Origin of the sequence: Nonomuraea mangrovi (genome assembly GCF_042681425.1) — a bacterium.
GTDB classification, from domain to species: domain Bacteria; phylum Actinomycetota; class Actinomycetes; order Streptosporangiales; family Streptosporangiaceae; genus Nonomuraea; species Nonomuraea mangrovi.
On sequence record NZ_JBHUFV010000075.1, the window covers coordinates 26,401 to 38,890 of the forward strand.

A 12,490-nucleotide genomic window follows, 5' to 3' on the forward strand; every position below is an offset into this window, starting at 1 on the left:
GATGCCGGTGACGTGTCCCAACGGGCACGCGTCCGAGGACCCGGAGTACTGCGACGTGTGCGGCGCCCAGCTGGCGCCGTCGAGCGCTCACGCGCCCTCCGGCCCGCCCGCGCCCGCCGGCCCCTCTCCCGGGCTCCCCGGTCCGCCTCCGGGCCACCAGGGCGCGGCTGAGGCCTCCGGCGCCCCAGGGGTCACCGGTTCCGGTGCCGCCACCGGCTCTCCCGGCTCGTCCGGCTCGTCCGGTTCCTCCGGGGAGGTGTGCCCGATCTGCCAGACCCCGAGGAGCGGCCGGTTCTGCGAGGTCGACGGGCACGACTTCGAGTCCCCGCTGCCCGACCCCGTCGCCCCCGTGCTGTGGGAGGCCGTGGTCGGAGCCGACCGCGCCTACTTCGACGAGGTCATCGCCCTGAACGGCCCCGACGCCCGCGCCATGGTCTTCCCTCCCTACTGCCCCGAGCGCGCCTATCCGCTGATCGGCAAGCAGGTGCGCATCGGCCGCTCCAGCCGTACGCGCGGCACCTTCCCCGAGATCGACCTGGGCACGCCCCCCGCCGACCCGGGGATCTCGCACCTGCACGCCGTCCTCATGGCCGGGGCCGACGGCGCGTGGACGCTCGTCGATCCGGGCTCGGCGAACGGCACCCGCGTCAACGGCGAGTCCCTCCAGGTCAACGTGCCCGTGCCGGTCACCCAGGGCGACACGATCCACCTCGGCGCCTGGACGGTCATCACGCTGCGCGAGAACGCGTCATGATGTTCCTGGCCCGCCGTACGGTGCCGGGGCGGATCAAGGTGATCTCCGCGGTCACCGTCGCCTCTCTCACGCTGCTGTTCTCCACCCTCGCCTACGGCACCGCCGCGGCCAGGGAGGGGCTGAGGGTGATCGGGCTCGACGCGGGGCCGCAGGTGGTGGCGACCGCGGGGCTCTACATGGGGCTCAGCGACATGGACGCCCAGGTGGCCGACGCCCTGCTGCTCGGCGACCGGCGCCAGGACGCGCTGGCCCGCTACGACCAGCGGCGCAAGGAGGTCGGGGCGGCGCTCCTGCAGGCGCACAGCCTGGCGGGCGCCGACCCCGCCGAACGCCGCACGATCGCCTCGGTGCTCGACGGTCTCGGCCGCTACGAGCGCCTCGCCTCCGAGGCCCTCCTCCTGAGCTCGCTGTCCGCCGCCCCGGCGGGGTCGGACGGCTCCACGTCCTCGGCCCCGGAATCCTCGGGCGCGGACGACAAGGCGCTTGCCGCCTACCGGCAGGCGACCGACCTCATGACGCGAGAGCTGCTCCCCCAGGCCTACAACCTGACCCTGGAGAGCGGCACCATCGTCAGGCACGCCTACGAGGACGGCCACGCCACCGTGGTCGCCGTCCGCCTGGTCGCCCTCCTCAGCGGCGCGCTCGCGCTCGGCTGCCTGGTCTGGCTCCAGGTGTATCTGGCCCGCAGGTTCCGCCGGGTCTTCGGGCCCGCGCTGCTGGCCGCCAGCCTGGCGACGGCCGCGTGCGCCATCACGGGCGCGGTCGTGCTGGAGCAGGAGGCCTCCGCCCTGGTGACCGCCAAGCGTGACGGCTTCGACTCGGTCCTGACCCTCGCCAGAGCGCGGGCGATCAGCAACAGCCTGCACGCCGACCAGAGCCGCTACCTGCTCGACAGCGTGCGCGCCGACACCTACCAGCACACCTTCTTCGACAAGTCGCAGTCGCTCGTCTACGTCGCCGCCGAGAACCTGCCCGCCTACCAGCGCGCCGTCGGCGCGCTGAAGGACACCCGGTTCCTCGGCATGCTGAGGGGGCGCGACGTCGCCGCCTCCTGGCAGCGCTTCCAGCAGGCCGACCAGGCCCTGCGCGCCCAGTCGGGCGCGGCGGCGACCGCCGCCCTGACCGGCCCTGTGCGCGCGGCCTTCGACGACTACGACGCCACGCTGGTACGGCTCGGCCAACGACACGAGACCACCTTCGCCAACGCGATCGCCGACGGCGGCACGGGGCTGCGCGGGCTGTGGGTGCTGCTGCCGATCGGGATCCTCGTCATCGCGGCGGGCGTCTTCGCAGGAGTGTGGCCACGGCTGAAGGAGTACCGGTGAAGAAGGTGCGCATGCTGACCCTCCGCGTGCCGGCCGTCCTGGCGTGCGCGCTCGTCCTGGCCGCTTCGGGCGGGTGCGGCTCGGGCGACGCCTCGTCGATCGTCGGCAAGGAGACGCTCGTCATCGGTGTCCGGCCCGACCTGCCCGCGATCGGCTTCAGGAAGGACGGCCGGTTCGAGGGGTTCGACGTCGACGTGGCCACCTACGTCGCGCGCAAGCTCGGCGCCACCCCCACCTTCGTGCCCGCGCTGGCCGCCGACAGGGAGCGGCTCCTGCTCGAAGGCAAGGCCGATCTGGTGCTGGCCACCTTCTCCATCACGCAGGAGCGGAAGACACGAGTGGCCTTCGCCGGCCCCTACCACCTGTCGTACCAGGACATCCTGGTGCGTGACGGCACCACGGGCATCGCCAACGTGCGCGACCTCGCGGGGCGGAAGATCTGCGAGGTGCAGGGGTCGAACGCGGCCCAGCGGGTGATCGACGAGCGGCAGATCCCCGCGTCCGTGGTGCCCGTGGCGACCTACGACCAGTGCATGACGAAGCTGAAGTCAGGCCAGATCGACGCGATCACGACGAACGATGTGATCCTTGCAGGGCTGGCCGCGCGCGAGGGCGGCGGCGTGCGGCTGGTGAACACCCAGTTCAACGAGCAGCGCACGGGGGTGGGGATGCGCAGGGGCGACGTGGACGGGTGCGAGGCGGTCAACCGCGCCATCACCGACATGTACCAGGACGGGACGGCGGGCAGGCTGCTGCGCAAGTGGTTCGCGAAGTCGGGGCTGACGATCGGCACGGTGTCGGTGCCGCAGTTCGAGGGCTGCTCCTGACCGCCTGCCGAACGGGATGGGGAACGACGGCAGGAGCCCCGGGAGAAGTCTCCCGGGGCTCCTGCGACCGATCGACGGACGGCTAGTCCAGGTAGTCGCGCAGCATCTGGGCGCGGGTCGGGTGACGCAGCTTGGCGAGCGTCTTCGACTCGATCTGGCGGATGCGCTCCCGCGTGACGCCGAACTCCCTGCCGACCTCCTCCAGCGTCCTCGGATGCCCGTCGGCCAGTCCGAAGCGCAGCTGGATGATGCGCTGCTCCCGCTCGGACAGCGTGGCGAGGATGTCGTCGAGCTGGTCCTGCAGCATGATGAACGCGGCCGCCTCCATGGGAACCACGGCGTCCGCGTCCTCGATGAAGTCACCGAGGTCGGAGTCCTCCTCGCCGATCGGCGACTGCAGCGACACCGGCTCCTGCGCGATCCGCTGGATCTCCACCACCCGGTCGACGGGCAGGTCCATCTCGAGCGCGATCTCCTCGGGCGCGGGCTCACGCCCCAGGTCCTGGTGGAGCTGGCGCTGCACCCGAACCAGTTTGTTGATCGTTTCCACCATGTGCACGGGAATTCGAATCGTGCGCGCCTGGTCGGCAATGGCCCGGGTGATCGCCTGGCGAATCCACCACGTCGCATAGGTGGAGAACTTGTAGCCCTTGGTGTAGTCGAATTTCTCGACCGCGCGGATGAGACCGAGATTGCCCTCCTGGATCAGGTCGAGGAAGAGCATGCCGCGCCCGACATACCGTTTCGCTATGGAGACCACGAGCCTGAGGTTGGCCTCGATCAGGCGCTGTTTGGCCCGCGTGCCCTGCCAGACCAGCTCCCTGAACTCCGGGAAGGCCAGCCTGGCGATCCCGTTGGTCAGCTTGTCCTCGGCGAACAGCCCGGCCTCGATGGACTTGGCGAGTTCCACCTCCTCCTCTGCGGTGAGCAGCGGGACCCGGCCGATCTCGCGCAGGTAGATGCGGACCAGATCGCTGGTCGGCGCCCGCTTGCCTACGTCCTCCTCATCAGGGCGTGGGGTCTCCTCGTCGCCCTGCGGCTCGAGGACCTCCACCCCGTTCTCGGCGAGCATCCGCACGACGCGCTCCAGCGCGTCGGACGGCAGCTCGGAGCGGTCGAGCGCGGCGGCTACGTCATCGACGGTTACGCTTCCGCGCTCTCTTCCTTTCGCGACGAGGTCCGCCACCTGGTCTACCGATGGCGGCCCACTTGGCAGCACCGATGCACCCACGGGACACAGTCTGCAGTATTGCTTCCATAAAATGGCAGACCCATTTTTGTCACTCGAGGTAAGATCTGCATCATTACCGAATCGAGATCTTATTAATGTTTGGCAAGAGTTTGATCAGGAAAGAAAAGCCAATTACGCGATCGAGTTCGCAATGTCGGCGACCGGACGCGACTCGAGGCTGCCCGCGAACGGCTTCCCGAATGGCGTGAACGCGGACGCGCGCGAGCCGTCCCGCGAGCCGGGCGTCAGCTCCCCACGGCGCGTTCCCTGAGCGCCTTGCGCTGCCGTTCGAGCCCCAGCAGCTCGCCGAACAGCCGCCGGTGCTCCTCGGGCTCCTCCACCGGGTTCAGCCGCTGCAGCCTCGACTTCACCTGCGCGATCGCCCGGTCGACCGCGATGCCCTCGACGGCCGCCAGCAACTCCGTGCCGTAGCGCTGCTCGACCTCGGCGTCGGCCTTGATGGCCTCGACGGCGAACTTGGTGACCAGGCCGCGCGCCGCCTCGTCGGGCGCGTGCTCCAGCAGCCGGTCCACCCACTCCCTGCCGCCGGGCCCGCCCGCCACGGCGCCGCCGGCCGCCACGATGACGGCGTGGATCGCGACGTGCTCGGGCGTGGTGAACGCCTCGGCCTCCAGCGCGTCGAAGCGCGGCCCCACCAGGGCGGGCCGTTGCACGGCCAGCTTGAGCAGCTCGCCCTCCACGCGCACGTGCGGCTCGACGAGCGCCACCTTGGGCGCGCGCTGCTGCCTGGCCACCTGCGCGCCGCCGACCTCGGCGATGCGCTGGATGACGAACCGCTCGTCCATGAAGCCGAGCCACCTGTCGAGGTCGATCGCGTAGCGCTTGCGCAGCCCCGTGTCCTTGATGCCGGCGACGATCGGCGCCGCCGCGTCCAGCGCGGCGATCTTGCCCTCGTTGGTGCGCAGGTCGTAACGGGAGATCGTGCTGCGGATGGCGAACTGGAACAGCGGCTCCCTGCTGGCCACCAGGTCACGCACGGCGGCGTCGCCCTGCTTGACCCGCAGGTCGCACGGGTCGAGCCCGTCGGCCTGCACCGCGACGTAGGTCTGCGTGACGAACTTCTGCTCGTCGGCGAACGCCCTCAACGCGGCCTTCTGGCCCGCCGCGTCGCCGTCGAAGGTGAAGATCACCTCGCCGGTGGCCGAGGACTGGTCGAGCAGGAACCGGCGCAGGATCTTGATGTGCTCCTCGCCGAAGGAGGTGCCGCAGGTGGCCACCGCGGTCGGCACGCCCGCCAGATAGCAGGCCATCACGTCGGTGTAGCCCTCGACGATCACCGCCTGGGAGCGCTTGGAGATCTCCCGCTTGGCCAGGTCGATGCCGTAGAGGACCTGCGACTTCTTGTACAGCGGCGACTCGGGCGTGTTGAGGTACTTGGGGCCGTCGTCGCTGTCGAGGAGCTTGCGCGCGCCGAACCCGATCACGTCGCCCGTCGCGTCGCGGATCGGCCAGATGAGCCGCCCGCGGAAGCGGTCGATGGGGCCGCGCCTGCCTTCCTTGGCCAGGCCGCCCTTGACGATCTCCTGCGCGGTGAAGCCCCTGCCGAGCAGGTGGCGCGTCAGTGCCTCCCACTCGTTCGGGGAGTAGCCGACGCCGAACAGCTCCGCGTCGGCCCGCTCGAAGCCGCGCTCGGACAGGAACCTGCGCCCCGGCGCAGCCTCCGGGGAGAACAGCCGCTCGAGGTAGAACTCCGCGGCCGCCTTGTGCGCCTCGATCAGCCTGGCCCGCTCGCCCTGGTCGCGCTTGGGGACGTAGCCGCCCTGCTCGTACTGCAACTGCACGCCTGCCCGCTGCGCCAGCCGCTCGACCGACTCGTGGAAGGACAGGTGCTCGATCTTCTCGACGAACGTGATGACGTCGCCGCCCTCGCCGCAGCCGAAGCAGTTACCCGTCAGAAGGTTGTCTTCCAGGACGAACGCATGCCCGTGGTCGACCGTCGCGCAGAAGACCTCTTCCACCCGGTCCGTAGTCTCGACTGACTCGACCGTCCAGCCACGGCGCGCGAGGCTCTTCGACGCTCCGGCGAACCGCGTGCGGTGGTGGTCGAGGAGGAAGAAACTCTCGGTCAGGTCCTCGTTGACGAAGTGGACGCGGAAGATCGAGCTCGGCTCCCTGCCCGAGAAGCCCTCGCGCACCTGTTCGGTCACTCCGTAGGTGCCGATGCCGAGGCGGGTGCAGACGGCACGCACGAACTCCAGGGCGTCGCGGCTCGCGCAGTTGAGCATGACCGTGCCGTCTTCGGCGACATGACCGTCGGCCGCCACATATCCGGCGAGCCAGCCGTACATGTACGAGACGGATTCGTCGAGCGGCGGCAATTCCTTGAAGAATCTGGGCAGGTCATGTACCAGGAGCTGCTTCCACTCCCCCGAACCGCCCTCGGTCACGAAGCTGTGCGGGAACCACTTGAGGAGCTGGGCGTCCTTGAGGCTGTCGAGCGTGGCCCTGCTGCCCGTGCCCGCCCGCGTGCCGTCGCCGAAGGTGATCCCGTGGGCGATGCCGAACGGCGACGGTCTGGTCCGCTTGACCCGGCTGCCGGGGAAGACGGTGACGAGGCGCTGCTGGGGCTTGAGGTCCTGGGTGACGACCTCGGCGCGCTTGTCGCGCTTCTTGCCCGACTTTACGAACCAGCGGTGCTCGGGAGTGGCGTAAATCTCCTTCTTCAGCCCGTTTCTGCTGACCACCAGGCGCATGAGGGGTTGCACGCCGAAGGACTTGAAGGGGGCGTCCACCCAGGTGCCGTCGGCCGCGAGGATCCGGTGGACCCCACCGGCGAGCTCGCCGATCGGGCGCACACCCTCCCAGGTGAGGACGCGGGTCTCCGCCGCAAGACAGAAGTACATCCCGCGTTCGGGGGTGACGTTGAAGGACGGGCTCTTCTCGTCGTGGAACGGGCACAGGCCCTTGAGGTTTCCGCCGCCCGCGTTGCGGAGCTGGATGTGCTCACCGATCACGTCGGCGATCGGGGAACGCTCGCGTACGAGCGCGATGTCGACGTCACGGATCCTGCCTGCCACGCGGCGAGTCTAGTCGCGCCGTCCGACACTTTCGCCGGGCCGGGGCAGGTATCGGCGGGCGGTCCCCGCCGCTCGCGCGCGGTGGCCGTCGTGGGGCTCGGCGCGGGGCCCGCCGTACCGGATCGAGGGGTCGGGACCGCACACGGACGGACGGATAAGTGGAAACCGGTCGTGACCGCTCTCCGGGTCCGTTAGAAAGGTAAAGGTTGTCGTTGGATACTGTGACACGGGTGGAGATCATGCGATCGGGGCGTCTCAGTGCAGTCGTGGTCGGCGTCCTGCTGACCGGAGGGTGCGCGCACGCCACAGGCGTCGCGGGCGTCAGCATGAAGGCCCCGGCCGAGGCCGTGGCGCTCACCCCCGCCCCCTCGGGCAGCCCCAGCACCGACGAGCAGTCGAGCGTGCAGCGCCCGGCGGCCGCCGATCCCGTCAAGGTGCCGCCGCCCCAGGTGTCCCAGTACAAGTACGCCTTTCCCGTCAAGGGCTGCAAGGCGACCTACCAGCGCAAGCTGCTCATCCTCCCCAAGACGACGATCTGGGCCGCCAAGGGCTGCACCTTCATCGCGCCCATCGACGGCGTCGTCGACGAGATCAGCACCGGCGACCGCTGGTCGGCCTCCACCGACCGCGGCGCCGACCGCGAGGGCAGGTTCGTCTCGATCATCGGCGAGGACGGCGTCCGCTACCTCGGCGGCCACCTCGACTCCGTCGCCGCGAACCTCAAGCCGGGCTCGAAGGTGAAGGCGGGGCAGAAGCTCGGCCAGGTCGGCAACTCGGGCAACGCCCGCGCCACCGCGCCGAACCTCTACTTCGCGATCTCGTGGAAGACCGGCCCCGCCTTCTGGTGGGTACGGCGGGGCATGGTCGAGCCGTGGGACTACCTGGATGCGTGGCTGAAGGGCAACCGGACGCTCTCCCCCAAGGAGGAGACGTTCAGGCTGCGCGGCAAGGTCGGCGAGACGCCCGCCTGCACGACGCTCTGCGCCGGCCGGTCGGCGACCCCGCCGGAGAAGGAAGAGGAGGAGACGAAGAAGCCGCCCAGGAAGAAGCCGGCCACGCCGTCGCCGTCCCCGAGCCCGTCGCTCATCGACACCTCAACGCTGTAGCGGCCCGCCGGAGCGGATGAGGTTCTGGATGTCGCCGACGACGTCCCAGATGTTGACGTTCATGCCCGCGATGACCGAGCCCTCCCGCAGCCAGTAGGCGATGAACTCCAGGCCCTTGCCCTTGACGAAGACCTCGTCGTAGCCGTGGGTGTCGCCGGAGAACTCCATCCCGAGCTCGAACTGGTCGGTGTAGAAGTACGGCACGCGGTCGTAGACGACCTCCTGGCCGAGCATCGACCTGGCCGCCGCGGGGCCGCCGTTGAGCGCGTTGGCCCAGTGCTCGACGCGCAGCCACCTGTCGTAGATCGGGTTGTAGGTCTCGGCGACGTCGCCCGCCGCGTGGACGTCGGGGTGCGAGGTGCGCAGGGCGGCGTCGGTGACGATGCCCTCGCGCACCTCCAGGCCCGCCTCCCTGGCCAGCTCCACGTCGGGCGCGGCGCCGATGCCCGCGACGACCAGGTCGGCGGCCAGCACCTCGCCCGAGTTCAGCCGCACGCCGTCGCCGGTCACCTCCTCGGCCGCGATCCCGAGCCGCAGGTCGACGCCGTGACCGCGGTGGAGGTCGGCGAAGATCCCGCCGACCTCGGGGCCCATCACCTTGAACAGCGGGGTGGGCTCGGGTTCCACGACGGTGACCTCGCAGCCTGCCGTACGGGCCGCCGCCGCGGTCTCCAGCCCGATCCAGCCCGCGCCGACGATCACCACCCTGCCGCCCTCGGCGAAGCGCTCCTTGAGCGCCTCGCTGTCGCCTACGGTCCTCAGGTACCGCACGGGCCCCTGTCCCGGCAGGCGGCGCGGGCTGGCGCCGGTGGCGATGAGCAGCTTGTCGTACGGCTGCCGGGAGTCGTCGGCGAGGGTGACCTCGTGGCCGTCGAGGTCGATGTTCGTGACGGTGCTGCCGAGCCGCAGGTCGACTCGGTTGCCGGTGTACCACTCAGGCGGGTGGACGAAGATCTTCTCCCGCTCGCTCTTGCCTTGGAGATAGCCCTTGGACAGCGGCGGCCGCTCGTAGGGGCGCTCGTCCTCCGCCCCGATGAGCACGATCTCGCCGTCGAAGCCCTCATCCCGCAGCGTCTGCGCCGCCTTGGCTCCTGCGAGCCCGGCGCCGACGATCACAAATGTTGCCATGTTCTGGAGTATCGTCCTTCGGCGCCGTCATCGCAGGCCCGACGCTCGGAGGCGGCCCGTCGAAACCCGCGCCCTCGACCACGGGGACGCGTGACGCCGCCGGTGCAGGCGCCAGGAGCGGTGCGGCCCGAGGCCGGTCAGCCGGAGAGGCGGCGGTGCCAGGCCACGGCCGAGGTGTCGGTCAAAGAGGCGATCTGGTCGATCACCACGCGCACCCGGGCCGCGTCGTCCTTCGCCTCCACGAAAGCGGGCCTGAACGCCGGTTCGAGCGTGTGCGGCGCCCCGAGCGTGATCAGCGAGGCCAGCTCGGAGATCAGCTCCCGCTGCCTGGCCTGGTTGGCGTGGTGGTCCTCGGTCGTCATGACGTAGTGCGCGGTCACCCCCTTGAGCAGCGCGCACTCCAGCCTCGTCGCCCGCGGCACCACCAGGTCGGCGCGGTGCCGGTAACCGAACGCCTCCTTGGTCGCCGCCTGCGCCGACCGGCAGAACCGGCCGATCAGCCCGCTGGTCAGCGCCTTCAGCCCGGCCAGGTCGGCGAGCGTGGCCTCGAAGCGGCGCGGCCACAGGGGGAAGCCGAGCAACCGGTCGAACGCCTCCTCGAGCTCGGCGTCCGTGGCGTCGGGGACGTACCAGACGCGCGTCAGCCCGGTGACGGCCGCGCGCTCGGCCCTGGACCTGAGCGCCTCGGGGGTCACGTGGCCCGAGTGCAGCGCGTCCTCCAGGTCGTGCACGGAGTAGGCGACGTCGTCGGCCCAGTCCATGATCTGCGCCTCGAAGCTCACCCGCCTTGCGGGCGCGCCGTCCCTGATCCACTCGAAGACCGGCAGGTCGTCGTCGTACACCCCGAACTTTCCCGCGCCGCCGCGCGGCCACGGGTACTTCACCGCGGCGTCGAGAGAGGCCCGGGTCAGGTTGAGCCCCGCGCTGCCGCCGTCCTCCGTCAGCACCTTGGCCTCGAGCCTGGTGAGCAGGCGCAGGCTCTGGGCGTTGCCCTCGAACCCGCCGCAGCCGGCGGCGAGCTCGTCGAGCGCGCTCTCGCCGTTGTGCCCGAACGGAGGGTGGCCGAGGTCGTGGGCCAGGCACGCCGTTTCCACCAGGTCGGGGTCGACGCCGAGCGTGGCGCCCATCTCCCTGCCGACCTGGGCGCATTCCAGCGAATGGGTGAGCCTGGTGCGCGGGATGTGCTGGCCGACGCCGAGCGTCTCGCCGGGGCCCACCACCTGCGTCTTGGCCGCGAGCCTGCGCAGGGCCGAGCTGTGCAGGACCCTGGCCCTGTCGCGCTCGAACGCGCCCCGATCGGGGTTGCCGGAGGGCTCCGGAACCCATCGCTCCTGGTCATGGTCGGTGTATTGGCCCATAAGTGCTGTGAGTTTACCCATCAGGACAGCGCTGGATCACGACGACCCCGCGTCTCGCCAGGTGGCAGGACAGGCTCCGGCGCGTGATCGCGCCTTCGCGCGGGCAGGCGCATGGCCGGCGGTCAACATTCCAGTCAGGTCCGGCCAAAAGACGGTATATGGCCCTATAAGGTCATCCGCGTGACCACCGCGTTCCGTGCCGTGCTGGCCTTCACCCTGCTGGCCGGCTTCTACGTGCTCGTCGGCCTGATCCTGGCCGGTGCCGTCTTCTTCGACGTCTACCTCTTCCTCGACTTCCACACCGCGGGACTCAAGTTCGCGATCGTGCTGACCCTGGCCGCCGGCGCGCTGGTGCGGGCGCTGTGGATGGTCAGCCGCAGGAAACGGGGCGAAGAGCCCGGACTGGCCGTCGCGCGGGAGCAGGAACCCGAGCTGTGGCGGACCGTCGAGGAACTGGCGCAGCGCGTCAAGACCGCGCCGCCGGACGAGATCAGACTGGTCGGCGAGGTCAACGCCGCCGTCTCCGAGGACACCCGTCTCCTCGGCCTCATGGCGTCCAGGCGGCGCATGTACATCGGGTTGCCGCTGCTGCAGACGCTCACGGTCGACGAGATGCGGGCCGTACTCGGGCACGAGCTCGGTCACTACAGCGGCGCGCACACCCGCCTCGGCGCGCCCGTCTACCGGGGCAGGGTGGCGCTGATCGCGGCCGTGCAGGGGCTCGGCAACCACCCGTTCGTGCAGCGGCTCTTCTCCTACTACGCCAAGCTCTACCTGCGGGTCTCACAGGCGGTCTCCCGCCGCCAGGAGCTGGAGGCCGACTCGTTCGCCGTCGCGATCGCGGGCAGGGCGGCGATGGCGGGCGCGCTCAGGAAGATCCACGGCACCGCGCAGGCGTGGGAGCTGTTCATGGAGCGCTACATGGCGATGGCGGGCCTGGCGGGCAACAGGCCGTCCTCGGTGTTCGGCGGCTTCCGCGCGCTCATGGGCGATCCGGTACGGCAGGCCGAGCTGGCCGCGCTCGCCGAGCAGCCGGAGGAGACCTCACCGTACGACTCGCACCCGAGCCTGGCCGAGCGCCTTGCCGCGATCGACGCGCTGCCCGAGCCCGCCCACGTCCCCGATCCGCGCCCGGCCACGGCGCTGCTGCAGGACGCGTCGGTGGCCGCGCAGGCCGTCGAGCACTCGTTCTGGACCCAGGAGGCGCTCACCACCCTGCGTCCCGTCTCGTGGGAGGACCTGGTGGCCTACGGCATGTACGCGATGCGCAACGAGGAGGCGCTGCGCGACCTGGCCGTGGCGGGACAGCGGGTGATGGGGGCGGGCATGCCGTACCTCGACGCGGCCTTCGAGGCGCTGGCGCGCGGGCAGCACGCGGCGCTGGAGGCCGAGCTGCGCGGGCTCGGCTGGAACACCTCCGAGAAGCTGCTGGCGGGCGTGGTGGGTCAGGCGCTCGAGGCGACGCTCATCCAGCACGGGCAGGCGCGGTGGACGCTCTCGTGGTCGGGCCCCGCCAAGCTGCTGTTCGGGGACGGCGAGGAGGTGCTGGTGACGGAGTACGCCGCCCAGGTGGTCGCCGACCCTTCGGGCGTTCCCGGCATGCGCTCGTGGCTGGCCGGGCTGGGCGTGCAGCCCGACTTCGTCCCGGCCTGACCGGTGACCTGCGCGGATCTCACGTCCGTCCATGACCGTGCCGCCGGTCCCGTCGCTGGCCCGGCGGCAC

At 70.7% G+C, this 12,490-nt stretch carries 9 protein-coding genes; 5 read left to right on the plus strand and 4 right to left on the minus strand.

Translation table 11 applies throughout. From position 1 onward, the window contains the following. Position 1: 1 nt before the first annotated feature. From ACFSKW_RS45800 to ACFSKW_RS45810, 3 genes are read left to right on the plus strand one after another with little or no spacing between them, the layout of a single operon-like run. Positions 2-754, plus strand: a complete 753-nt coding sequence (locus ACFSKW_RS45800; protein WP_379580892.1) for an FHA domain-containing protein — start codon at positions 2-4, stop codon at positions 752-754. Continuing rightward, positions 751-2,079: a hypothetical protein gene (locus ACFSKW_RS45805; RefSeq protein WP_379580893.1), complete on the plus strand. Its 1,329-nt coding sequence runs from the start codon at positions 751-753 to the stop codon at positions 2,077-2,079. Before ACFSKW_RS45800 ends, ACFSKW_RS45805 begins: the two co-directional genes overlap by 4 nt. After that, on the plus strand, positions 2,076-2,906 hold the full coding sequence (locus ACFSKW_RS45810; protein WP_379580894.1) for a glutamate ABC transporter substrate-binding protein: 831 nt from the start codon (positions 2,076-2,078) through the stop codon (positions 2,904-2,906). The genes ACFSKW_RS45805 and ACFSKW_RS45810 overlap by 4 nt, the downstream gene beginning before the upstream one ends. Before the next feature lie 82 nt (positions 2,907-2,988). On the opposite strand, the gene rpoD is transcribed toward ACFSKW_RS45810, so the two are convergent. Beyond that, entirely contained in the window at positions 2,989-4,092 is a 1,104-nt protein-coding gene (gene rpoD / locus ACFSKW_RS45815) for an RNA polymerase sigma factor RpoD (protein WP_379580895.1), read from the minus strand. A 290-nt stretch (positions 4,093-4,382) separates the two neighbouring features. Next, positions 4,383-7,175 (minus strand): DNA primase, encoded by a 2,793-nt coding sequence (gene dnaG / locus ACFSKW_RS45820; protein ID WP_379580896.1) that lies wholly within the window; start codon positions 7,173-7,175, stop codon positions 4,383-4,385. A gap of 239 nt (positions 7,176-7,414) precedes the next feature. Here dnaG and ACFSKW_RS45825 point away from each other — a divergent pair, with 239 nt between their 5' ends. Continuing rightward, positions 7,415-8,281 (plus strand): M23 family metallopeptidase, encoded by an 867-nt coding sequence (locus tag ACFSKW_RS45825; RefSeq protein ID WP_379580924.1) that lies wholly within the window; start codon positions 7,415-7,417, stop codon positions 8,279-8,281. Here the strand turns inward: ACFSKW_RS45825 and ACFSKW_RS45830 are convergent. Together ACFSKW_RS45830 and ACFSKW_RS45835 are read right to left on the minus strand one after the other, a co-directional pair. Next, the gene (locus ACFSKW_RS45830; RefSeq protein WP_379580897.1) at positions 8,270-9,409 is read right to left on the minus strand and encodes an NAD(P)/FAD-dependent oxidoreductase; all 1,140 of its coding nucleotides are present in this window, start codon (positions 9,407-9,409) and stop codon (positions 8,270-8,272) included. The genes ACFSKW_RS45825 and ACFSKW_RS45830 overlap by 12 nt on opposite strands. A 137-nt stretch (positions 9,410-9,546) precedes the next feature. Then, complete coding sequence (locus tag ACFSKW_RS45835; protein WP_379580898.1) at positions 9,547-10,767, minus strand: deoxyguanosinetriphosphate triphosphohydrolase; 1,221 nt, start codon at positions 10,765-10,767, stop codon at positions 9,547-9,549. Between the two features lie 180 nt (positions 10,768-10,947). On the opposite strand from ACFSKW_RS45835, the gene ACFSKW_RS45840 reads away from it, so the two are divergent. Continuing rightward, entirely contained in the window at positions 10,948-12,420 is a 1,473-nt protein-coding gene (locus ACFSKW_RS45840; protein ID WP_379580899.1) for a M48 family metalloprotease, read from the plus strand. Positions 12,421-12,490 lie beyond the last annotated feature (70 nt).